The organism is Pseudomonas sp. SA233, from assembly GCF_054792385.1.
Window position 1 is genome coordinate 2,884,750 of record NZ_CP096449.1, and the last position, 20,922, is coordinate 2,905,671.

23 protein-coding genes and 1 pseudogene are annotated in these 20,922 nt (G+C 62.0%); 18 read left to right on the forward strand and 6 right to left on the reverse strand.

All coding sequences use genetic code 11. From position 1 onward, the window contains the following. Nucleotides 1–81 precede the first annotated feature (81 nt). Nucleotides 82–561, forward strand: coding sequence for an Lrp/AsnC family transcriptional regulator (locus M1D87_RS13480; protein ID WP_123084130.1), 480 nt, complete (start codon nt 82–84; stop codon nt 559–561). A gap of 47 nt (nt 562–608) precedes the next feature. Here M1D87_RS13480 and M1D87_RS13485 read toward each other — a convergent pair whose 3' ends face one another. Continuing rightward, nucleotides 609–1,061, reverse strand: coding sequence for a helix-turn-helix domain-containing protein (locus M1D87_RS13485; RefSeq protein ID WP_123084129.1), 453 nt, complete (start codon nt 1,059–1,061; stop codon nt 609–611). Between the two features lie 173 nt (nt 1,062–1,234). Then, complete coding sequence (locus M1D87_RS13490; protein ID WP_123084128.1) at nt 1,235–1,921, reverse strand: hydrolase; 687 nt, start codon at nt 1,919–1,921, stop codon at nt 1,235–1,237. A gap of 263 nt (nt 1,922–2,184) precedes the next feature. Here M1D87_RS13490 and M1D87_RS13495 point away from each other — a divergent pair, with 263 nt between their 5' ends. Then, nucleotides 2,185–2,646 carry a Rid family hydrolase gene (locus M1D87_RS13495; protein WP_023663225.1) on the forward strand — a complete coding sequence of 154 codons (462 nt, stop codon included), beginning with the start codon at nt 2,185–2,187 and terminating at the stop codon, nt 2,644–2,646. Nucleotides 2,647–2,666: 20 nt separating this feature from the next. Here the strand turns inward: M1D87_RS13495 and M1D87_RS13500 are convergent, their stop codons facing one another. Beyond that, nucleotides 2,667–3,593, reverse strand: a complete 927-nt coding sequence (locus M1D87_RS13500) for a LysR family transcriptional regulator (protein ID WP_183596553.1) — start codon at nt 3,591–3,593, stop codon at nt 2,667–2,669. Nucleotides 3,594–3,811: 218 nt separating this feature from the next. Between M1D87_RS13500 and M1D87_RS13505 the strand changes: the two genes are divergently transcribed. After that, complete coding sequence (locus tag M1D87_RS13505) at nt 3,812–4,234, forward strand: PA0061/PA0062 family lipoprotein (RefSeq protein ID WP_061305466.1); 423 nt, start codon at nt 3,812–3,814, stop codon at nt 4,232–4,234. A 338-nt stretch (nt 4,235–4,572) separates the two neighbouring features. Next, entirely contained in the window at nt 4,573–4,842 is a 270-nt protein-coding gene (locus tag M1D87_RS13510; protein ID WP_025339172.1) for a DUF3077 domain-containing protein, read from the forward strand. An 86-nt stretch (nt 4,843–4,928) separates the two neighbouring features. Here the strand turns inward: M1D87_RS13510 and M1D87_RS13515 are convergent, their stop codons facing one another. Beyond that, on the reverse strand, nt 4,929–5,414 hold the full coding sequence (locus M1D87_RS13515) for a hypothetical protein (protein WP_061305854.1): 486 nt from the start codon (nt 5,412–5,414) through the stop codon (nt 4,929–4,931). 98 nt (nt 5,415–5,512) lie between these two features. Between M1D87_RS13515 and arfB the strand changes: the two genes are divergently transcribed. After that, complete coding sequence (arfB, locus tag M1D87_RS13520) at nt 5,513–5,926, forward strand: alternative ribosome rescue aminoacyl-tRNA hydrolase ArfB (protein WP_039613402.1); 414 nt, start codon at nt 5,513–5,515, stop codon at nt 5,924–5,926. Between the two features lie 847 nt (nt 5,927–6,773). Here arfB and paaX read toward each other — a convergent pair. After that, nucleotides 6,774–7,697, reverse strand: coding sequence for a phenylacetic acid degradation operon negative regulatory protein PaaX (gene paaX / locus M1D87_RS13525; protein ID WP_177328652.1), 924 nt, complete (start codon nt 7,695–7,697; stop codon nt 6,774–6,776). Nucleotides 7,698–7,774: 77 nt separating this feature from the next. Beyond that, nucleotides 7,775–8,374, reverse strand: a complete 600-nt coding sequence (paaY, locus tag M1D87_RS13530; RefSeq protein ID WP_123084127.1) for a phenylacetic acid degradation protein PaaY — start codon at nt 8,372–8,374, stop codon at nt 7,775–7,777. A 355-nt stretch (nt 8,375–8,729) separates the two neighbouring features. On the opposite strand from paaY, the gene paaF reads away from it, so the two are divergent. The 13 genes and pseudogenes from paaF to M1D87_RS13595 all read left to right on the forward strand — a co-directional run. After that, nucleotides 8,730–9,503 carry a 2,3-dehydroadipyl-CoA hydratase PaaF gene (gene paaF, locus M1D87_RS13535; RefSeq protein ID WP_015270320.1) on the forward strand — a complete coding sequence of 258 codons (774 nt, stop codon included), beginning with the start codon at nt 8,730–8,732 and terminating at the stop codon, nt 9,501–9,503. A gap of 34 nt (nt 9,504–9,537) precedes the next feature. Beyond that, on the forward strand, nt 9,538–10,329 hold the full coding sequence (gene paaG / locus M1D87_RS13540; RefSeq protein ID WP_015270321.1) for a 2-(1,2-epoxy-1,2-dihydrophenyl)acetyl-CoA isomerase PaaG: 792 nt from the start codon (nt 9,538–9,540) through the stop codon (nt 10,327–10,329). 2 nt (nt 10,330–10,331) lie between these two features. Beyond that, on the forward strand, nt 10,332–11,849 hold the full coding sequence (paaH, locus tag M1D87_RS13545) for a 3-hydroxyacyl-CoA dehydrogenase PaaH (RefSeq protein ID WP_123084126.1): 1,518 nt from the start codon (nt 10,332–10,334) through the stop codon (nt 11,847–11,849). Continuing rightward, nucleotides 11,842–12,282 (forward strand): hydroxyphenylacetyl-CoA thioesterase PaaI, encoded by a 441-nt coding sequence (gene paaI, locus M1D87_RS13550; protein ID WP_013972610.1) that lies wholly within the window; start codon nt 11,842–11,844, stop codon nt 12,280–12,282. The genes paaH and paaI overlap by 8 nt, the downstream gene beginning before the upstream one ends. Then, the gene (gene pcaF / locus M1D87_RS13555) at nt 12,275–13,495 is read left to right on the forward strand and encodes a 3-oxoadipyl-CoA thiolase (RefSeq protein WP_123084125.1); all 1,221 of its coding nucleotides are present in this window, start codon (nt 12,275–12,277) and stop codon (nt 13,493–13,495) included. The genes paaI and pcaF overlap by 8 nt, the downstream gene beginning before the upstream one ends. A gap of 121 nt (nt 13,496–13,616) precedes the next feature. Next, nucleotides 13,617–14,936, forward strand: coding sequence for a phenylacetate--CoA ligase PaaK (paaK, locus tag M1D87_RS13560; protein WP_123084124.1), 1,320 nt, complete (start codon nt 13,617–13,619; stop codon nt 14,934–14,936). 258 nt (nt 14,937–15,194) lie between these two features. Next, on the forward strand, nt 15,195–16,184 hold the full coding sequence (gene paaA, locus M1D87_RS13565; RefSeq protein ID WP_015270325.1) for a 1,2-phenylacetyl-CoA epoxidase subunit PaaA: 990 nt from the start codon (nt 15,195–15,197) through the stop codon (nt 16,182–16,184). Nucleotides 16,185–16,209: 25 nt separating this feature from the next. Beyond that, a complete protein-coding gene (gene paaB / locus M1D87_RS13570; protein ID WP_013972614.1) occupies nt 16,210–16,491 on the forward strand; it encodes a 1,2-phenylacetyl-CoA epoxidase subunit PaaB in 282 nt (93 codons plus the stop codon). Nucleotides 16,492–16,499: 8 nt separating this feature from the next. After that, on the forward strand, nt 16,500–17,258 hold the full coding sequence (gene paaC / locus M1D87_RS13575; RefSeq protein WP_123084123.1) for a 1,2-phenylacetyl-CoA epoxidase subunit PaaC: 759 nt from the start codon (nt 16,500–16,502) through the stop codon (nt 17,256–17,258). Continuing rightward, nucleotides 17,245–17,778: a 1,2-phenylacetyl-CoA epoxidase subunit PaaD gene (gene paaD, locus M1D87_RS13580; protein WP_013972616.1), complete on the forward strand. Its 534-nt coding sequence runs from the start codon at nt 17,245–17,247 to the stop codon at nt 17,776–17,778. The genes paaC and paaD overlap by 14 nt, the downstream gene beginning before the upstream one ends. 15 nt (nt 17,779–17,793) lie before the next feature. After that, nucleotides 17,794–18,870, forward strand: a complete 1,077-nt coding sequence (gene paaE / locus M1D87_RS13585; RefSeq protein ID WP_123084122.1) for a 1,2-phenylacetyl-CoA epoxidase subunit PaaE — start codon at nt 17,794–17,796, stop codon at nt 18,868–18,870. A gap of 169 nt (nt 18,871–19,039) precedes the next feature. Further along, nucleotides 19,040–19,348: a DUF485 domain-containing protein gene (locus M1D87_RS13590; RefSeq protein WP_123084121.1), complete on the forward strand. Its 309-nt coding sequence runs from the start codon at nt 19,040–19,042 to the stop codon at nt 19,346–19,348. Then, nucleotides 19,339–20,907, forward strand: a pseudogene (locus M1D87_RS13595) (cation acetate symporter); the annotation flags it as partial. The gene M1D87_RS13590 and the pseudogene M1D87_RS13595, both read left to right, overlap by 10 nt. Between the last annotated feature and the right edge of the window lie 15 nt (nt 20,908–20,922).

Here is a 20,922-nt window from a genome sequence, read left to right on the forward strand (position 1 = left end):
GGGAATCGTGCAAATTGGCGCGTCCTTGCGGCGGATTCATTGCAGTTTTTCAGGGAAGACACGTGAAAAATGACAGACGCCATGGATCTGAAGATTCTGGGAAAGCTGCAAAAGGATTGCAGCCAGAATCTGGAGTTGCTCAGCGACAGCGTTGGGCTGTCTTCCACCAGTTGCTACCGGCGTATCAGGCGCCTGGAGAGCGCAGGCATCATCAAGGCCAAGGTCGCGATACTGGACGAGCGCAAGCTTGGCATTCAGGTGACTGCCTTCTTTTTGGTGAAGCTGGACCGCGACAGCAACGACATCGACCGCAAGATGCAGCACATCCTGGCCAGCCACCCGGAGATTCAGGACTGCTACCTGATGACGGGCGAGTTCGACTTCGTGATGGTTGCCAAGTTTCGCGATGCCACCGAGTACACCGACTATATCTACCGGTTTCTCGACACTTACCGGGATATTCCGATTCGCACTTATTCCTCGACGCTGGTGGTGCGTACGGTGAAGAAATCGTATGAATTGCCGCTGGGAGGAGGGCTGCAGCAGACTGTCGATGCCTGAAAAAGCTAGCGCGGTACCTTGAACCGCTCGTGATACTCAGCATTTATTCAAAGGTAGATTGCTGCCGTAGCGTCGAAAGAGTACAGATGTGCTCCTTGATTGAGCAAAGGCTCAGTTTGAATGGACGCTTGTCGCTGCCAAGCCTGCGGCGACATCCCCTCGGCCTTCACGAATGTGCGGCAAAAGTGGGACTGATCGCAGAAGCCGCACTCCAGTGCGATCTCAGCGAGCATCATTCCCGAGCCCCCCAGTAGTTCCTTGCTTTTGCGCAACCGTTGTTCACGCATCCACTGCTGCGGGGGCACGTGCATGGTATCCCTGAACATTCGTGTGAAATGGCTACGCGACAGCGAGCAGGCTTGGGCGAGTTCCGTAACAGTTATGCCAGTGTCCAGGTTCTCCAGCATCAACCTCTTGGCAGTCGTGACCTGCCAGGGCTTGAGGAGCCCGGTCGTTTTCAGTGCGACAGTCGCCAGCACAGTGCAGTGATCGCTGTTCATACAAATCCATTAATCAATGAAGTGGGCACGCATGTTTCGAGTGGGCAGGGCAGGCCACTGCAGCCGCGGGCGGGCCACAGACGATAACGCTCGATTCGATGGCCTGGCTCAGCCAGCCGGCGTACCCATCAGCGGGTCAATGAACAGCCCCTGGATGCAGGGGCTGGCAATGGTCAGACAGCGGCAGGAACCGGGGCCAGGGTTGGGCCGTGCTGAACGCGCTCTGGTGCTTTGTGCACCATGGTGTAGGCATAGTCGACACCCATGCCGTAGGCGCCGGAGTGTTCTTTCACCAGTGCCATGACGGCATCGTAGGTGTCGCGGTTTTTCCAGTCGCGTTGCCACTCCAGCAACACTTGTTGCCAGGTCACCGGAACCACGCCTGCCTGAATCATGCGCTGCATGGCGTAGTCGTGGGCTTCCTTGGTGGTGCCACCGGAGGCGTCGGCAACCATGTAGATTTCATAGCCGGCATCGTTCATCGCCGACAGCGCGAAGGTGGTGTTGCACACCTCCGTCCACAGGCCGGAAACGATGATCTTGTTGCGCCCGTTCTTCTTGAGCGCGTCACGCACCTTCTGGTCATCCCAGGAGTTCATGGAGGTTCGCTCCAGCAGCGGAGCGTCGGGGAAGACGGCGAGCAGTTCGGGGTAGGTGTGCCCAGAGAAGCTTTCAGTCTCGACCGTCGTGATGGTGGTGGGCACATTGAAAATCCTGGCTGCCTTGGCCAGGCCCACGGTGTTGTTCTTCAGCGTCTGGCGGTCGATGCTCTGGACGCCGAAGGCCATCTGTGGCTGCTGATCGATGAAGATCAGCTGGCTGTTGAATGGGGTCAGTACTTCAGTTTTCGGATTGTTCATTTGTGTTCCCTGTCAGCTGGATGATGGTCATCGCACAAGTCACGGCGCCTGTTTTCTGCAGGCTGTGCTGAGGCACTGGATGACGTCCTCAGTGATGCCCGTTGCTTGAGTCCGAGAACAAGATAGCCAATCGCAGAGCGAAGCGGTGGCGCACTTTTGCGCTTTCAGGGGCGCATTAATGCGCCCTTCGATTGTTCATCCTGTTGCTAGTATTCGCACGCAAACGCGGGTCTACCTGATCCGGTTTACGCCAGGAGAAAGCGATGGCAGCTTCACAACCACTCAACAAACAAACCGCCTATTGGGGCGTTCCGTGGGAGAATTCCTACGGGTATCCGCAGGCACGGCGGGTAGGGGACGAGATCTACGTATCGGGCCAGTTCAATCATGACGAAGAAGGTAACCTGGTCGCGCCGGCACCCTTGGATCGTGACGGCAGGCCCTGTGATTTCTCTTCGATGGGGGATCAGATGCGCGCCGCCTACGACAATATTGCCAAGCTGCTCGCGCTATACGGAGCGACGCTTGAAGATGTCGTGGAAGAGACGCTCTACGTACTGGACATGGACGCGGCCTTTGCCGTGGTCGGCAAGGTGCGCAAGGCCGCCTACGGCACGGAACGGCCTCAATGCGCCAGCAACATCATCGGCGTATCGAGGCTTGCCCAGCGCCCACAGCTGATCGAAATCGCCTGCAAAGCGGTACTTGGCTCACGCGCTGAGTGACCCGCACTCCCGGTTTCGCTCTACGGGACCGGGAGTACCAGTTGGCCCTCGATCAACGGCTTCTGGTTGGCAACGGCAGCTGCACAGAACGTCATGAACGCTTTGACTCGCCACGATTTGCGGATGTCCTGGTGCGTCAGCAGCCACAGCTCATCCTGCAGCTCCGGCACCACCGGGCCGACGCGTTCAAGCCCAGGCGTGATATCACCCAACATGCAGGGCAAAAAACCAACCCCCAGGCCTGCCGCGATTGCAGCACTTGCCGCCGCAACCGAATCGGTGCGGTACGAGATGCACTCGGCTGCGACCCTGTTTTCGACATAGCTCGTTGCCTTGAGCCCGCGTAGCGCTGCGGAATAGGAAACCCATGCCTGGCCTTCAGTGAACAGAGGAGTAGGCGTTGTATGGTTGCTGCTGCCGTAGGGAGCCCAGGCGATTGTGGCCAGTTTGCGGCCCACCAGGCTTTCGGCGGGTTTCCGGGTCGCTCGAACCGCAATATCCGATTCGTCTCGCGCAAGGCTCAGTGATTCGTTGCCCACCAACACCTCAATCGTGATGCCTTCATTGAGGGCCTTGAAGTCCGCGATGATGGGGGTGAGGAAGTAAAGAAGCAGTGAGTCGCTGGTGGTGATACGAAGCTTTCCGAGTGGCCCCTGGCCGGCACGTGAGACACGCCGCGTCACGCTGACAATGTCCAGCTCCACGCGCTCGGCGAGGGCACGTAATTCCGCGCCCTCGATGGTGAGCAGATAGCCTGATTTGCGGTGATCGAACAAGGCTACGCCAAGTGTTTTTTCAACCTGGGAGACCCTGCGGGAGACGGTGGACACGTTGATGCCGAGCTTCTTGGCTGTGGCAGCGCGATTGCCACACTCACTGAGCGTTTTGATGATCCGCAGGTCGTCCCAGGAGAGCTGGTTGGCAGCCTCGCCCACGTTCCATTTCACGTCCTTGGGGGTAGCCGGGGTAATTGGGACATTTCCAGGTAACGACTTCACGAAATCCGTTCCAGATCAGATTGCGACGATCATACGAGAAGGGGCTGCGTGAACCAAGTATCAGCATGAAGGCGAAGGAGGGGGCTTCGGTCGTCCCTTCATGCGCACATCGACACTTGTCGGCGTTATCCTGAATAGTGAGTCCAGGAGCCTTTGGGGAACTGCCCATGCGCAAGTTGACACTGTTGTTCGCGATCGCTGCATTTGCGGGTTGCCAGGCGCCGATGCCCAGTGCCAACCCACAGATGGCATGGGTCGATCTCTCGACACCATTCCCGAATGACCGTGTGCTGTTAGCCGAACGCCTGGATAAACAACGCCTGCGTGATGGGCGCTTCTTTGAGGTCAGCCCCGGCAGTCATGAATTGGTCGTCAGGTTCGACTACGAGGTAAATGGTGGCGGTGGCATCAGCCTGATGGGAGGTACCACGGTTAGGCAATGCTACTTGACCATCGACTACGAGCATTTCAAGGCTGGGCAGCGCTACGTGCTCGAGGCCCGCTCAATGGCCATGACGCCAGAGGCGAGGCTTTATGATGCGAAGGGAGAGATTGTGGCAGAGGTTACGGAATTCTATTGCCTGATGTGATGGTGAATCGTTCATAGTTCATTGATTACAACTAGCCTCGAAAAATCAGATTTTTTCGCTTTCTTGTAGGGCATTTGCCAAAGATACTGTTGCCGCCTATTTTCCGTTGCGGGTGCTCTGGCACGGCTCTAGTCTGGGCCTGTCGCTGCTCATCAGTGACACGGCTTTGACAGGCCGTAACGGTTTAAGCATTCGGCTTTCCCTTTATGGTGGCTGTGCGTGGGGCACGCTTGCGTGCGCCGGAACTTGCTTATTCCGCCGGTCTGTCAACCTACGTACAGCTGCCACCCTTCTGTTTGACAGCAGTCAGGTGGCGCACTCATAAAGGTAATAAGCAAATGACTACTGACGAATCGAACGAGAAAACCACCGTAGGCAAGACCACGTTCTACCAAGGTGAAAATCAGACCCATCCGTTGTTTCGCATCGAAGCCGGCATTCCTTGCAAGAGCGCTCGGGAGCAGTCTTCGGAATTGATGGGGTACGTGCGGGAACTGACGATTGTCGGGTTGATGGATGAAAAGCCGATGATGATCTGGGCTGCGCATTACCTGAGCGCGTTGGCCAAGGCGCTTATGGACGATGCCGAACTGGGTATGATGCGCTGACTTCATTCCACCCGCGGGGGTACGCGAAACGCGGCCGCCTTCACATCAGTGTATGTCTTACGTCCACCCCGGATGTAGGCATACGCTCAAACGGCGATGAGCTTCCGGTTCGGATCTTGCTGCATGAAGAGCAGGATGTCGAAGACCCGACCAGGCTCGAATTGAAGGGCAGGGTGATCGCTCTTCAAAACGGCTTCAGTCAGTAGCTCCTTGTTTTGCTCCCAGCATTGACCAAGCGAGAAGGGCAGCCTGCAGAGCTTTTGTCCGGCAGCTTTTTGGGTGTCGCTGGGGAGCAGGTAGCGAGAACTGCTGAATCCTTGAAAACCCGCGTGCTGCAATCCTTTTCTTACCTGGCTATCCAACGCTGGCATGAATCCCGTTATCAGCAGTAATGCTTTCATGGGGTAAGTGACATTGGTGTTATTAACGAACAGAGGATCGGCCAGCATCTTCAAGACCCCGAGCAGATCTGCATCAAAATGAGCCGCTGACGGATAAAGCCCCTCGGTGCTAGGCACCCGGACGTGAGTCTGACCAGCGGTGCCAGATTGTATTAGCGGCCAGAATACCATCAAATGGCCATCTTTGAGCTTCGGTCTCTCGGATCGAACAGACTTCCCGGATTGCTTGGCGAGCCTGGATAATGGAGGGGAATCACAAGGGCCATGCCATGCTGACCATCTCTAATAACGTGCATCTGCCAGATGCCGACATCGAACTGACATACATCCGCGCGCAAGGCGCAGGTGGGCAGAATGTCAACAAGGTGTCCAGCGCCGTGCACCTGCGCTTTGACATTCCCGCCTCGTCGCTGCCCGAGTTTTACAAGGAGCGGCTGTTGGCGCTGCGTGACAGTCGCATTACCGGCGACGGCGTGTTGATCATCAAGGCACAACAATACCGCACACAAGAGCAGAACCGTGCTGACGCACTGGCGCGTCTTGCCGAGTTGATCATCAATGCCGGCAAGACCGAGAAGAAACGCCGTCCCACCAAGCCAACCCTCGGCTCGAAGACCCGTCGCCTCGAAGGAAAAGCCAGGCGCAGCACTGTCAAGGCGGGTCGGGGTAAGGTGGAGTTCTAGGCTCTGTACAAAATGAGATGTCTCAAGCCAGTGAGATCATGGCGGCGTGGTTTTGCGAGCTTGTGGAAGCGTGGGGGCTTGATAGACGAATGGGGACAGAATACGGACGGGCACTTCCAAATACGTCATTTAACATAATACTCATTATGCGCTAGTCTATATTTGGTCACCGAACCACGAGTGAGGCACTTTGGGACCAGGGAAAGCTCCCTGGTCTAGATAATCTGTCCTGATCCATCGCTCGCTTACCATCACAAGCGCCGACCTGGTGCCAGATGCGTTAGCCTTGCCTTTTGGACTGTTGGCTACCCTGAGTGCTTGAAAGAAACCTGGTACGGTCACCCTCGACTTTGTTTATCAGGACAAATCCAGCGCATGCATGACCACACTGACGACTAGCGCCTGTCAGCCAGCGCCATTGAGGTTGCCACGCTTCCCATCACCGGCAACCCAACTCCCGGTCGATCGGTTAACGCGGTCAATTGTAGGAGCGGCCTTGTGTCGCGATGGGCTGCAAGGCAGCCCCAACAATTCATGCGTCTGCTTTGAAACCTTGGGGGCTGCTGCGCAGCCCATCGCGACGCAAGGCCGCTCCTACAAGGGCCCGCAGGATTGAGAGGACAGTTGTTTACATCTCGCGCAGACCTCAAGCCACGAACCATCCCTGTGAGTGCTGGCCTGCAAGCGATGTGATCAGTACAAGCGACAAAAGATACATGAGGACCGCGCGATACCTGAGGGCCAGGCATACCCCCCCCATTTGCCATGCTGTATATGCAAATAGGATATAACTACACTAAATACTCATTTAGCGTAGTTATATAGAACCCGTCTCTGCACCCAATCCTCAAACAAGCCCGCCAAAACGCCTGTAAAAGCCTTCATTCACATCCGGCAACGGCCCATCAGCCGTCTCCAGCGCTGCATTCAGCCATTCTTCCGCCTTGGCAAACACCAGCCGATAGAGGTTACGGCACAACTGTCGCGCGGCCCTTCCCTCCCAATCCCCAGGCAGCAACTCGTCCGGCAGTTGCGGGTCGCGCAGCAGCAGCCGGCGGTATTCGTGAATCAGCAGCGTACGTGCCAGGAAGCAATCCTGCGCATCAAGTTGTTGCTGCTCTTTCAAACCTTGCCACAGCGGCCTGAACAGCTGGATGAACTCGCTGTACTGCTGCCCCAGTTCGTCGATGCGCCAGCTTTCCCGCACCTGGGCACGCATTGCCTTGGATGCCAGCACTTCCTGGGTGTGGGTTTCGAAGACGATGCTGTCGTCGCTCGCCTCCAGGTCACGCAAGGTGGCGGCCAGGTCGGCGCGGTCTGCCCGTGGGCAGCCCAGCAGGTTCGGCGCAATGGTCCCGAAGCCCTGCCACTCCAACTCTTCCCGCAAAGCCTTGCGCTTGCCGGCCTCCAGTTGCGAGAGCAAAACCAGTGTCCAGGCACCGTCCCAGGCTGGCTGGCTGGGGCTATAGACCCGCTTGAAGGCCTTCTCGAAACGCCGGCGGCCGGTACCTGTCAGGCTGTAGTAGCTGCGGCGGCCAACCTTTTCGGCAGTGAGCCAGCCTTCCTTGGTAAGGCGGAAGATCGATGTGCGGATCAGGCGCTCGTTGATGCCGATCGGTTCCAGCAGGTTGATCAGGCTACCCAGCCAGACGGTTCCGCCGTGGGGCTCGATGGCGTCGCCGTACAAAGTGATGATCAGGGAACTGGCGCGGATCGGCGTCTGTTCCTGGAAGCGGGTGATCAGGTTGTTCAGTGGGGCGAGATTGCTCATAGGCGAACTGTGCGCGGTTAAAGCACCGACTATACCTGCGCGGCAGGCCGCCTGACCATTGCGTGACGCTGCCAGGCTCATGCCGATGCCTGGCCTTTGGGCCTGACGCCGGTGTCTTCCATGCGTGGGCGCTCGGGCTCGATCTCGGTCAGTGGCGAGCATTCGACCATGCTGTTCATGCAGCGTTGCGCCAGGTGCTGGTACTCCGCCGTGCCACGTTGCTTCCAGGCCAGTTCCTGTTCGGTCAGTGGGCGCTTGACCTGAGCTGGCGAGCCCATCACCAGGCTTTGTGCCGCACATTCGAAGCCCGCCTTGACGAATGCCGTGGCCGCGACGATGCAGCGCGGTGCCACATGGGCACCATCCATCACCACCGCGTTCATGCCGATCAAGGCGTCTTCGCCCACGCGGCAGCCGTGCAGCACGGCGCCATGCCCGACATGCCCGTTGCGTTCGACCACCGTATCGCCACCCGGGAAACCATGCATCACGCAGGTGTCCTGCAGGTTGGCACCCTCCTCCAGCACGATACGGCCGAAATCCCCCCTTAGTGACGCCAGTGGGCCGACGTAGCAACGAGGGCCGACGATGACATCACCAATCAGCACGGCGCTGGGGTGCACGTAGGCTGTCGGATGAACCACGGGCGTCAGGCCGTCCAGTCGATAGCAAGGCATGGCAAAGCTCCTGAAATGATTTCAAATGCGCCTTGATCTTGTATCACAATATTGTAGTGCGTCAATCGCCATGGTCGTGTATCGCTTTTGCTGTGGTCATCGCGCGCCATTAAAATCAGCGTAATTCGTTGATTACAAAGTGATGAAGCGATTCATTATCCTAAAACCCTTTGCTGAGGCAGGTGTCACTTTCACAAAAAGAGATACATGAAACAATTTTGAATGTTGCATAATTGTATCGCATAATGCATATACTGGTTCCACCTGGACGTGATCCCCGCATCACGCCCCTGCAAACAATTCCAAGAAATGCCGGCCCCACGATGTGCCGTGCGTGCAGCCAGAGGAACCCGACATGCCGCGATATCTCGATGTGCAGGCGCCTGAACACGGCGTCCAGCTCATTACCCTGCAACGGCCCGAGGCGCTCAACGCCCTGTGCACCGAGCTACTGGCAGAGCTGGCCGCTGCGCTGGAAGCGGCCGGGAAAGACGAACAGACCCGCGCGGTGGTCATCACCGGCAGCCGCAAGGCATTCGCCGCAGGCGCCGATATCCGCGAGATGGCCGAGCGCGACCTGGTCGGCATCCTCAACGACCCCCGGGTGGCCCACTGGCAAAGCATCGCCGCCTTCGCCAAGCCACTGATCGCCGCCGTCAACGGCTACGCCCTGGGTGGCGGCTGCGAACTGGTGATGTGTGCCGACATCGTCATCGCCGGCAGCGACGCCCGTTTCGGCCAGCCGGAAATCAACCTCGGCATCATCCCCGGTGCCGGTGGCACCCAACGCCTGCTGCGGGCAGTAGGCAAGCCGCTGGCCATGCAAATGGTGCTGACCGGTGAAGCCATCACCGCCCCTCATGCATTGCAGGCCGGGCTGGTCAGCGAAATCACCCAGCCGGAACTCACCGTAGAACGCGCCCTGCACATCGCCCGCAGCATCGCCGCCAAGGCCCCGCTGGCAGTGCGCCTGGCCAAGGAAGCGTTGCTCAAGGCCGGCGATACCGACCTGGCCAGCGGCCTGCGTTTCGAACGCCATGCCTTCACCTTGCTGGCCGGCACCGCCGACCGCGACGAAGGTATCCGTGCCTTCCAGGAAAAACGCCAGGCCCGCTTCCAGGGCCGCTGATCATCTTTCCCTCGACTGACGGAGCGAGTCTGTCATGACTTTCCAGCACATCCTGTTTTCCATCGAGGACGGCGTCGCCCTCCTCTCGTTGAATCGCCCCGAGCAGCTGAACAGCTTCAATACCGCCATGCACCTGGAAGTGCGCGAGGCGCTCAAGCAAGTACGCCAGAGCAGCGAAGCCCGGGTGTTGTTGCTGACTGCCGAAGGCCGGGGTTTCTGCGCCGGCCAGGACCTGTCCGATCGCAACGTCGCCCCGGGTGCCGAGATGCCGGACCTGGGCGAATCGATCGACAAGTTCTACAACCCGCTGGTGCGCACCCTGCGCGACCTGCCGCTGCCGGTGATCTGTGCGGTGAACGGCGTGGCAGCCGGCGCCGGTGCCAACATCCCGCTGGCCTGCGACCTGGTGCTGGCGGCACGCTCGGCCAGCTTCATCCAGGCCTTCTGCAAGATCGGCCTGGTACCCGATTCCGGCGGCACCTGGCTGCTGCCGCGCCTGGTCGGCATGGCACGGGCCAAGGCTCTGGCCATGCTGGGCGAGCGCCTGGGCGCCGAACAGGCCCAGCAATGGGGGCTGATCCACCGCGTGGTGGACGATGCCGCGCTGCGCGACGAAGCCCTCACCCTCGCCCGCCAGCTCGCCACCCAGCCCACTTACGGCCTGGCCCTGATCAAGCGCAGCCTGAACGCCAGTTTCGACAACGGTTTCGATGAACAGCTGGAGCTGGAGCGCGACCTGCAGCGCCTGGCCGGGCGCAGCGAGGATTATCGCGAAGGCGTGAGTGCCTTCATGAACAAGCGCACGCCGGCATTCAAGGGGCGTTGATCATGAGCGCACTCGCAAGCAATGCCCAAGTGGCGGTGATCGGTGCAGGCGCCATGGGCGCAGGCATCGCCCAGGTTGCGGCCCAGGCCGGCCACCCGGTAAAGCTCTACGACAACCGCCCGGGCGCTGCCGCCCAGGCGGTGGCCGGCATAGACCGGCAACTTGCCCGCCTGGTGGAAAAAGGCAAGATGCAGGCTGCCGAACGGGAAGCCATAAGCGCCCGGCTGTGCCCGGTAGACGCCCTCGAAGCCCTGGCCGATGCTCACCTGGTGATCGAGGCCATCGTCGAGAACCTGCAGGTCAAGCAGGCGCTGTTCAGCCAGCTGGAAGCCTTGTGCGCCACCGACTGCATCCTCGCCAGCAACACTTCGTCGCTGTCCATCACCAGCCTCGCCGCCGGGCTGCAACGCCCGCACCAGGTGGTTGGCATGCACTTCTTCAACCCGGCGCCGCTGATGGCCCTGGTCGAAGTGGTCTCGGGCCTGGCCACCGCCCCGGCCGTTGCCGCGTGCATTCATGCCACCGCCCAGGCCTGGGGCAAGCAGCCGGTGCACACGCGCTCCACGCCGGGCTTCATCGTCAACCGCGTGGCGCGGCCGTTCTACGCCGAAAGCCTGCGCCTGCTGCAGGAAGGCGCAGCCGATTGCGCCAGCCTCGATGCGCTGCTGCGTGATGCCGGTGGTTTCCGCATGGGCGCATTCGAACTCACCGACCTGATCGGCCACGATGTCAATTACGCCGTTACCTGTTCGGTCTTCGATGCGTTCTATGGCGACTTCCGCTTCCAGCCTTCGCTGGTGCAAAAAGAACTGGTGGACGCGGGCCGCCTCGGGCGCAAGACCGGCCAAGGCTTCTATAGCTATGCCGAAGGCGCCGAACGCCCGCAGCCAGCCGAACTGCATAGCCCCGCCATAGTCGATGCCTGTGTCGTCGAAGGCGACCTGGGGGTGATGCAGCCTCTGGCCGAACGCCTGCGCCAAAGCGGCGTCGCCGTGACCCAGCGCGCCGGCAGCGGCCTGATCCAGGTGGGCGATGCCACCCTGGCGTTGTCCGATGGCCGCCTGGCCAGCCAGCGCGCCCGAGAAGACGGCCTGCGCAATCTGGTGCTGCTCGACCTGGCCCTGGACTACGGCACCGCCACCCGCCTCGCCATCAGCTGGTCGGCCGACACCAGCGACAACGCTCGCGACCAGGCGGTGGCCTTGCTGCGGCGTGCCGGCCTGAAGGTAACCGCGGTCGCCGACCTGCCCGGCCTGGTGGTGCTGCGTACCGTGGCGATGCTCGCCAACGAGGCCGCCGATGCCGTACTGCAAGGTGTCGGCAGCGCCGCCGACATCGACCTGGCCATGCGCGCCGGCGTCAACTACCCCTGCGGCCCGCTGGCCTGGGCCTCGAACCTCGGCATCCCCCACACCCTGCGCGTGCTCGACAACCTGCAGCGCAGCTACGGCGAGAGCCGCTACCGCCCTTCCCTGCTGTTACGCCGCTGCGAAGCCAAAGGAGGCACCCTGCATGACTGAAGTCGAACTGGCACAAGCCTGTGCCGAGGCCATGTACGCACGCGACCAGGCCACCCAGGGCCTGGGCATCCGCCTGCTGGAAGCCGGCCCGGGCCAGGCGTGCCTGCGCATGCCGGTACGCGCCGACATGATTCAGGGGCATGGCACCTGCCATGGCGGCTTCCTGTTCGCCCTGGCCGACTCGGCATTTGCCTTCGCCTGCAACAGTCACGACCAGGCCACCGTCGCCCTGGGCTGCAGCATCGACTATCTGGCCCCGGCGCTGCGCGATGACGTGCTTACCGCTCGCGCCAGCGAGGTCAGCCGCAAGGGCCGCACCGGCCTGTACCACGTCCGCATCGAGAACCAGCGCGGTGAGCTGGTGGCGATGTTCCATGGCAAATCCTACAAAGTGCGCGGCACCGTGCTGGCGCAGGAGACGCAAGATGACTGAACACACCCTGGCCGATGCGTTGATCATCGACGCCGTGCGCACCCCCATCGGCCGATATGCCGGCGCCTTGAGCGGCGTGCGCGCCGATGACCTGGCCGCCATCCCGCTCAAGGCCCTGATCCAGCGCCACCCCGAACTGGACTGGAAAGCCATCGACGACGTCATCCTCGGCTGCGCCAACCAGGCTGGCGAGGACAACCGCAACGTCGCGCACATGGCCAGCTTGCTGGCCGGGTTGCCGATCGAAGTGCCGGGCACCACCATCAACCGCCTGTGTGGCTCGGGCCTGGACGCCATCGGCAATGCAGCCCGCGCCCTGCGCTGCGGCGAAGCCGGGCTGATGCTGGCCGGCGGCGTGGAGTCGATGTCACGCGCGCCGTTCGTCATGGGCAAGTCGGAGCAGGCGTTCGGCCGTGCGGCCGAACTGTTCGACACCACCATCGGCTGGCGTTTCGTCAACCCGCTGATGAAGGCGGCCTTCGGCACCGACTCGATGCCGGAAACGGCCGAGAACGTTGCGCAGCAGTTTGGTATTTCCCGCGCCGACCAGGACGCCTTTGCCCTGCGTAGCCAGCACAAGGCCGCCGCTGCACAGGCACGCGGGCGCCTGGCACGGGAAATCGTGCCGGTCGAGATCTCGCAGCGCAAAGGCCCGGCCAAAGTGGTCGAGCACGACGAACATCCCCGCGGCGACACCACCCTGGAGCAACTGGCCAGGCTGGGTACCCCGTTCCGTGACGGCGGCAGCGTCACCGCCGGCAATGCCTCCGGGGTCAACGATGGTGCCTGCGCCCTGCTGCTCGCCAGCAGCGCCGCCGCCCGCCGCCATGGCCTGAAGGCTCGCGGCCGCATCGTCGGCATGGCGGTGGCCGGGGTCGAACCACGGCTGATGGGCATCGGCCCGGTACCGGCGACCCGCAAGGTACTGGAGCTTACCGGGTTGTCGCTGGCAGACATGGACGTCATCGAGCTCAACGAGGCCTTTGCCGCCCAGGGCCTCGCGGTACTGCGCGAGCTCGGCCTGGCCGACGACGACGCGCGGGTCAACCGCAACGGCGGTGCCATCGCCCTGGGCCACCCGTTGGGCATGAGCGGTGCACGCCTGGTCACCACCGCGTTGCACGAGCTGGAAGAAACCGCCGGACGCTACGCCCTGTGCACCATGTGCATCGGCGTTGGCCAAGGCATCGCGATGGTCATCGAACGCCTCTGAGCGGCTCAGACCATCGGCTTGTTACCGAACCGAACGCAGCCGTATATGCTGCTTCCATGACACTCACCACGCGGCCTGCAACCGGTACCGCGCGGCGTACAAGAACAATTCGAGTGAAGCCATGAACATGTACCATGATGCCGATCGTGCCCTGCTGGACCCGATGGAAACCGCCAGTGTCGACGCCCTGCGCCAGCACCAGCTGGAGCGCCTGCGCTGGAGCCTGAAGCACGCCTACGACAACGTACCGCTGTACCGCCAGCGCTTTGCCGAGTGCGGTGCCCACCCCGACGACCTCAAGTGCCTGGAAGACCTGGCGAAGTTCCCCTTCACCGGCAAGAACGACCTGCGCGACAACTACCCCTACGGCATGTTCGCCGTGCCCCAGCAAGAGGTGGTGCGCCTGCACGCCTCCAGTGGCACCACCGGCAAGCCGACGGTGGTGGGCTACACCCAGAACGACATCGACACCTGGGCCAATGTGGTCGCCCGCTCGATCCGCGCCGCGGGTGGGCGCAAGGGTGACAAGGTGCATGTCTCCTACGGCTACGGCCTGTTCACCGGCGGGCTTGGCGCGCATTACGGTGCCGAGCGCCTGGGCTGCACGGTGATCCCCATGTCCGGTGGTCAGACCGAAAAGCAAGTGCAGCTGATTCGCGACTTCCAGCCCGACATCATCATGGTCACCCCCTCCTACATGCTCAACCTGGCCGACGAGATCGAGCGCCAGGGCATCGACCCGCAAGACCTCAAGCTGCGCCTGGGCATATTCGGAGCAGAGCCGTGGACCGATGAGCTGCGCCGCTCTATCGAGCAACGGATGGGCATCGATGCCCTCGACATTTATGGCCTGTCGGAAATCATGGGGCCTGGGGTGGCGATGGAGTGCCTCGAAACCAAGGATGGCCCGACCATCTGGGAGGACCATTTCTACCCCGAGATCATCGACCCGGTCACCGGTGCGGTGCTACCGGACGGCCAACTGGGCGAACTGGTGTTCACCTCGCTGAGCAAGGAAGCGTTGCCCATGGTGCGCTACCGCACCCGCGACCTCACTCGCCTGCTGCCCGGCACCGCCAGGCCGATGCGGCGGATCGGCAAGATCACCGGCCGCAGCGATGACATGCTGATCATTCGCGGGGTCAACGTGTTCCCGACCCAGATCGAGGAACAGGTGCTAAAAATAAAACAGCTTTCCGAGCTTTATGAGATTCATCTGTATCGCAATGGCAACCTGGATAGCGTCGAGGTGCATGTGGAACTGCGTGCGGAGTGTCAGCACCTCGATGAAGGCCAGCGCAAGCTGTTGACCGGGGAGCTGACCAAGCAGATCAAGACCTATATCGGCATCAGCACCCAGGTGCGCCTGCAGCCCTGCGGCACGCTCAAGCGTTCCGAGGGCAAGGCCTGCCACGTGTTCGACAAACGGTTGGCCAGCTGATTCATTCGGCTGCCTTTTCGGCCCCGGCATCGTCCGGGGCTTTTTTTTGCTTTTTTTTGGCTGGCCTCTTCGCGGGTAAACCCGCTCCCACAGGAATTGCATGATGCCTGGGGGCTGCACATGACCTGTGGGAGCGGGTTTACCCGCGAAAGGGCCGCCAATGTGATACACAAATCTCTTGCGATACACATAAAACTGTTTGACGTTATGTTTTGTATCGCTTACAAATGACTCATGCCTTAGCAGGAGTCGGAACACATGTACGCACAGCTAGTGGAAACCGGAGTCAAGCGCGTCAAGTCGCTGGAAGAGATGTCGCCCGAGGAGCGCAACTTCCAGGAAAAGATCGACGCCGAAATCAAGATCGAAGCCAAGAACTGGATGCCCGAGGCCTATCGCCAGACCCTGATCCGGCAGATCTCCCAGCACGCCCACTCGGAAATCGTCGGCATGCTGCCCGAAGGCAACTGGGTCACCCGTGCCCCCAGCCTCAAGCGCAAGCTGCAGCTGATGGCCAAGATCCAGGACGAAGCCGGCCACGGCCTGTACCTGTACAGCGCCATGGAAACCCTGGGCGCCGACCGTGACGAAGAAATCGCCAAGCTGCACAGCGGCAAGGCCAAGTACTCGAGCATTTTCAACTACCCCACCCTCAGCTGGGCCGACATGGGCGCAGTGGGCTGGCTGGTGGACGGCGCCGCCATCGTCAACCAGGTGGTGCTGCAGCGCACCTCCTACGGCCCGTATTCACGCGCGATGATCCGCATCTGCAAGGAAGAGAGCTTCCACCAGCGCCAGGGCTACGAAATCCTTCTGACCATGATGCGCCACGGTACCCAGGCCCAGCGCGACATGGTCCAGGATGCGATCAACCGCCTGTGGTGGCCGGCACTGATGATGTTCGGCCCCAGCGACGAGCACTCCCCCAACAGCGCCCAGTCGATGGCCTGGAAGATCAAGCGCCAGACCAACGATGAACTGCGCCAGCGCTTCATCGACCAGACCGTGCCGCAGCTCGAGCTGCTCGGCTGCACAGCCCCCGACCCCGAGCTGAAGTGGAATGCCGAGCGCGGCCATTACGACTTCGGCGAAATCCAGTGGGACGAGTTCTACGAAGTGATCAAGGGCAATGGCCCGTGCAACCAGGAACGTGTCGCCACCCGGCGCAAGGCCATCGAGGACGGCGCCTGGGTACGCGAGGCCGCCGTGGCCTACGCGCGCAAGCAACAGAACAAGAACGCCGCCTGAGCGGCGATTGATGCGGAGATCGAAAATGTCTGTCTGGACCCTCTACGAAGTGTTCGTGCGCAGCAAGCACGGCCTTAACCACAAGCATGTCGGCAGCGTGCACGCCGCCGATGCCGCCATGGCTATCGAAAACGCCCGCGAGCTGTACACCCGCCGCAGCGAAGGCGTGAGCCTGTGGGTGGTGCCCTCGGCACTGATCACCGCCTCTTCCCCGGACGAGAAAGACCCGCTGTTCGCCCCTGCGGACGACAAGGTCTACCGCCATGCCAGCTTCTACGAACTGCCCGACGAAGTCGGACACATGTGAGGTTGGCCATGCACAACGAAACCCTTGTCCCCTACCTGCTGCTGCTCGGCGACAGTGCCCTGGTGCAGGGCCAGCGCCTCTGCGAATGGTGTGGCCGCGCCCCGGCCATCGAAGAAGAACTGGCCCTGATGAACGTCGGCCTCGACCTGGTAGGCCAGGCGCGCAACTGGCTGGAGTACGCCGCCGAGCTGCTCGATGATGGCCGTGATGCCGACGCCCTGGCCTTCCGCCGTGACGAGCGCGCCTATCGCAACCTGTTGCTGGTCGAGCAGCCCAACGGCGATTTCGCCGTGACCATGACCAAGCAGTTCTTCTATGACGCCTGGCATTTCGCCGTGCTTCAGGGCCTGGCCGGCTCGAACGACGAGCGTATCGCCGGTATCGCCGCCAAGGCCCTGAAGGAAGTCACCTACCACCTGCGCCGCTCCAGCGAGTGGGTGCAACGCCTGGGCGGTGGCACCGAAGAAAGCCGCCAACGCATGCTCGCGGCCATCCCGGCACTGTGGCGCTTCACCGTCGAACTGGCCGCCGGTAGCGACCATGAAGTGCACCTGGCGCAAGCGGGTATCGCCGCCGACCCCGCTGCCGTCGGCGCGGCCTGGCTCAAGCAGGTTGGCGAGACCTTCGCTTCGGTCGAACTGCCGTTGCCCAAAGCCGCCAGCCACTTCTACCTGGACGGCCGCAAAGGCCTGCACACCGAGCACCTGGGCCTGCTGCTGGCCGAGATGCAGTTCCTGCCAAGGGCGTACCCCGATGCAACCTGGTGAGCTGATTGCCGGCGACCGTGGCGCCCGCGCGCCACGCGGCGATGACCTGGCCCGGGCCTGGGCGGTACTGGCCCAGGTCATGGACCCGGAAGTGCCCGTGGTCAGCGTGGTCGACCTGGGCATCGTGCGCGACCTCGACTGGCGCGCCGGGCACCTGCACCTGGTCGTCACACCGACCTACTCCGGCTGCCCTGCCACCGAGGTGATCGAAGGGGATATCCGCCAGGCGCTGGAGCAGGCCGGCTTCCCCGCGCCGCTGCTCGAGCGCCGGCTGACCCCGGCCTGGAGCACCGACTGGATCAGCGAACTGGGCCGCGAGCGCCTGCGCGCCTACGGCATCGCCCCGCCACAGGGCAGCACCAGCAAACGCAGCCTGCTCGGCGAGGCGCCGCAGGTGTGCTGCCCGCAGTGCGGCAGCGCCCATACCGAATTGCTCAGCCAGTTCGGCTCCACGGCTTGCAAGGCGCTTTACCGCTGCCGCGAGTGCCTGGAGCCGTTCGACTATTTCAAATGCATTTGAGCCGTGGAGAACGCCATGAGCCAGTTTCACAGCCTGACCATCAAGCAAGTGCGCAACGAGACCCGCGATGCGGTGTCGATTGCCTTCGACGTGCCCGAGCACCTGCAGGCGCAGTTCCGTTTCACCCAGGGCCAGTACCTGGTCATGCGCACCCAACTGGATAACGAAGAAGTCCGCCGTTCCTATTCCATCTGCAGCGCCGTGCAGGATGGCGAACTGCGTGTGGCGGTAAAACGCGTGCCAGGCGGGCGCTTCTCGGCCTTTGCCAACGACGTGCTCAAGGCAGGCCAGCAACTGGAAGTGATGCCGCCGTCGGGCAGCTTCTTCGTGCCACTGGAGCCGGCCCGCCAGGGCAACTACCTGGGCGTGGCTGCCGGCAGCGGCATCACGCCGATCCTGTCGATCATCGCCACTACCTTGGCCAGCGAGCCGCACAGCCGCTTCACCCTGCTGTACGGCAACCGTTCCAGCTCTGGCGCACTGTTCCGCGACAGGCTGGAAGACCTGAAGAACCGTTACCTCGACCGCCTGAACCTGATTTTCGTGTTCAGCCGCGAGCAGCAGGATGTCGACCTGTACAACGGCCGCATCGATGCCGACAAGTGCGGCCAGCTGTTCTCGCGCTGGATGGACGTTGCCAACCTGGACGCTGCATTCATCTGCGGCCCACAGGCGATGACCGAGACGGTGCGCGACAGCCTGCAGGCCAATGGCCTGGCCAAGGACCGTATCCATTTCGAGCTGTTCGCTGCAGCCGGCAGCGAAGCCCGCCGGGAGGCCCGCGAGGCGGCGCGTCAGGTGGACTCGGCGCTCAGCCACATCACCGTGATCAGCGACGGCCGCGCCCTCACCTTCGACCTGCCACGCAACACCCAGAACGTGCTGGACGCCGGCAATGCAATCGGCGCCGAGCTGCCGTACTCGTGCAAGGCCGGCGTGTGCTCGACCTGCAAGTGCCGGGTAATCGAGGGCGAAGTGGAGATGGACAGCAACCATGCCCTGGAGGATTACGAAGTGGCGGCCGGGTATGTGCTGTCGTGCCAGACCTACCCGGTGAGCGACAAGGTGGTGCTCGATTTCGACCAGCTCTGAGACCGCGTCGCCTGCTTCGCGGGTGAACCCGCTCCCACAGGGACTGCACAAGACCTGAGAGCAGCGCCCTACCTGTGGGAGCGGGTTCACCCGCGAAGAGGCCATCAGCAACACCGCAACACCCGCGTGACCTCAACAAAACAATTACAACACCCAGAGATCGCAACCCATGACACCCGAACGCATCGAAAGCATCGCCAACCACCCCGACTTCCAGCACCTGGTGCAGCGCAAACGCCGCCTCAACGGCAGCCTGACCCTGGTCATGCTGGTGATCTACTACGGCTTCGTCCTGCTGGTGGCGTTTTCCCCCAGCACCCTCGGCCAGTCCCTCAGCGGTGGCGTGACCACCGTTGGCATGCTGGTGGGCGTGCTGATGGTACTGCTGTCCTTCGCCTTGACCGGCATCTACGTGCACCGCGCCAACAACGTGCTCGACCCGCTCAACGACAAGGTCAAGCAGGAGTGCGCACAATGAACTGGACTGCCATCTCGATGTTCATGGTGTTCGTCTGCTTCACCCTGCTGGTCACCCGCTGGGCTGCCATGCGCACCCGCTCGGCCAGCGATTTCTATACCGCCGGCGGGGGCCTGACCGGCATGCAGAACGGCTTGGCGATCGCCGGCGACATGATCAGCGCCGCCTCGTTCCTGGGCATTTCGGCAATGATGTTCATGAACGGCTATGACGGCCTGCTGTATGCCCTGGGCGTACTGGCCGGCTGGCCGATCATCCTGTTCCTGATCGCCGAGCGCCTGCGCAACCTGGGCAAGTACACCTTCGCCGACGTGGTCAGCTACCGCCTGGCGCAAACCCCGGTGCGCCTGACCTCGGCCTTCGGCACCCTGGTGGTGGCGCTGATGTACCTGGTGGCGCAGATGGTCGGTGCCGGCAAGCTGATCGAACTGCTGTTCGGCATCAGCTACCTGTACGCGGTGATGCTGGTCGGTGTGCTGATGGTCGCCTACGTCACCTTCGGCGGCATGCTCGCCACCACCTGGGTGCAGATCATCAAGGCAGTGATGCTGCTTTCAGGTACCAGCTTCATGGCCTTCATGGTGCTCAAGCATTTCGGCTTCAGCACCGAAGCGATGTTCGCCAGCGCCGTGGCCGTGCATGCCAAGGGCCAGGCGATCATGGCCCCGGGCGGCCTGCTGTCCAACCCGGTGGATGCCATTTCCCTGGGCCTGGGCATGATGTTCGGTACTGCCGGCCTGCCGCATATCCTGATGCGCTTCTTCACCGTCAGCGATGCCAAGGAAGCGCGCAAGAGCGTGTTCTATGCCACCGGGTTCATCGGTTACTTCTACCTGCTGCTGATCGTCATCGGCTTTGGTGCGATCGTCATGGTCGGCACCGAACCGTCCTACCGTGATGCCACCGGCGCCATTATCGGCGGCGGCAACATGGTCGCCGTGCACCTTGCCCAGGCCGTAGGTGGCAATCTGTTCCTCGGCTTCATCTCCGCCGTGGCCTTCGCCACCATCCTGGCAGTGGTCGCGGGCCTGGCGCTGTCCGGTGCATCGGCGGTTTCCCACGACCTGTATGCCTGCGTGGTGCGCCAGGGCAAGGCCAGTGAACAGGAGGAAATGCGCGTGTCGCGTATCGCCACGCTGCTGATCGGCCTGCTGGCGGTCATCCTCGGCCTGATGTTCGAGTCGCAGAACATCGCCTTCCTCTCGGGGCTGGTGCTGGCCGTGGCCGCCTCGGTCAACTTCCCGGTGCTGCTGCTTTCGATGTTCTGGAAAGGCCTGACCACCCGCGGCGCAGTGTGCGGCAGCATGGCCGGCCTGGTTTCGGCGGTGCTGCTGGTGGTACTGGGCCCGGCGGTGTGGGTCAACGTGCTGCATCACGAAAAGGCGCTGTTCCCCTACAGCAACCCGGCGCTGTTCTCCATGAGCCTGGCCTTCCTCGGCGCCTGGGTGTTCTCGGTTACTGACAGCTCCGAACGCGCCAACCAGGAACGTGGCCGCTACCTGGCCCAGTTCATCCGTTCCATGACCGGAATCGGCGCCGCCGGCGCCAGCAAGCACTGACTCTCAGGGAAGAAC

What these genes read in the sequence shown, in the direction of transcription:
- M1D87_RS13490 (WP_123084128.1), bottom strand. Translation starts at nt 1,921, where the DNA reads ATGAACAATCCGAAAACTGAAGTACTGACCCCATTCAACAGCCAGCTG.
- M1D87_RS13505 (WP_061305466.1), top strand. Translation starts at nt 3,812, where the DNA reads ATGCGCAAGTTGACACTGTTGTTCGCGATCGCTGCATTTGCGGGTTGC.
- paaE (WP_123084122.1), top strand. Translation starts at nt 17,794, where the DNA reads ATGAGCCAGTTTCACAGCCTGACCATCAAGCAAGTGCGCAACGAGACC.
- pcaF (WP_123084125.1), top strand. Translation starts at nt 12,275, where the DNA reads ATGACTGAACACACCCTGGCCGATGCGTTGATCATCGACGCCGTGCGC.
- paaA (WP_015270325.1), top strand. Translation starts at nt 15,195, where the DNA reads ATGTACGCACAGCTAGTGGAAACCGGAGTCAAGCGCGTCAAGTCGCTG.
- paaG (WP_015270321.1), top strand. Translation starts at nt 9,538, where the DNA reads ATGACTTTCCAGCACATCCTGTTTTCCATCGAGGACGGCGTCGCCCTC.
- M1D87_RS13515 (WP_061305854.1), bottom strand. Translation starts at nt 5,414, where the DNA reads ATGGTATTCTGGCCGCTAATACAATCTGGCACCGCTGGTCAGACTCAC.
- arfB (WP_039613402.1), top strand. Translation starts at nt 5,513, where the DNA reads ATGCTGACCATCTCTAATAACGTGCATCTGCCAGATGCCGACATCGAA.
- M1D87_RS13495 (WP_023663225.1), top strand. Translation starts at nt 2,185, where the DNA reads ATGGCAGCTTCACAACCACTCAACAAACAAACCGCCTATTGGGGCGTT.
- paaC (WP_123084123.1), top strand. Translation starts at nt 16,500, where the DNA reads ATGCACAACGAAACCCTTGTCCCCTACCTGCTGCTGCTCGGCGACAGT.
- paaF (WP_015270320.1), top strand. Translation starts at nt 8,730, where the DNA reads ATGCCGCGATATCTCGATGTGCAGGCGCCTGAACACGGCGTCCAGCTC.
- paaH (WP_123084126.1), top strand. Translation starts at nt 10,332, where the DNA reads ATGAGCGCACTCGCAAGCAATGCCCAAGTGGCGGTGATCGGTGCAGGC.
- paaI (WP_013972610.1), top strand. Translation starts at nt 11,842, where the DNA reads ATGACTGAAGTCGAACTGGCACAAGCCTGTGCCGAGGCCATGTACGCA.
- M1D87_RS13510 (WP_025339172.1), top strand. Translation starts at nt 4,573, where the DNA reads ATGACTACTGACGAATCGAACGAGAAAACCACCGTAGGCAAGACCACG.
- M1D87_RS13480 (WP_123084130.1), top strand. Translation starts at nt 82, where the DNA reads ATGGATCTGAAGATTCTGGGAAAGCTGCAAAAGGATTGCAGCCAGAAT.
- paaD (WP_013972616.1), top strand. Translation starts at nt 17,245, where the DNA reads ATGCAACCTGGTGAGCTGATTGCCGGCGACCGTGGCGCCCGCGCGCCA.
- paaX (WP_177328652.1), bottom strand. Translation starts at nt 7,697, where the DNA reads ATGAGCAATCTCGCCCCACTGAACAACCTGATCACCCGCTTCCAGGAA.
- M1D87_RS13590 (WP_123084121.1), top strand. Translation starts at nt 19,040, where the DNA reads ATGACACCCGAACGCATCGAAAGCATCGCCAACCACCCCGACTTCCAG.
- paaY (WP_123084127.1), bottom strand. Translation starts at nt 8,374, where the DNA reads ATGCCTTGCTATCGACTGGACGGCCTGACGCCCGTGGTTCATCCGACA.
- paaB (WP_013972614.1), top strand. Translation starts at nt 16,210, where the DNA reads ATGTCTGTCTGGACCCTCTACGAAGTGTTCGTGCGCAGCAAGCACGGC.
- M1D87_RS13485 (WP_123084129.1), bottom strand. Translation starts at nt 1,061, where the DNA reads ATGAACAGCGATCACTGCACTGTGCTGGCGACTGTCGCACTGAAAACG.
- paaK (WP_123084124.1), top strand. Translation starts at nt 13,617, where the DNA reads ATGAACATGTACCATGATGCCGATCGTGCCCTGCTGGACCCGATGGAA.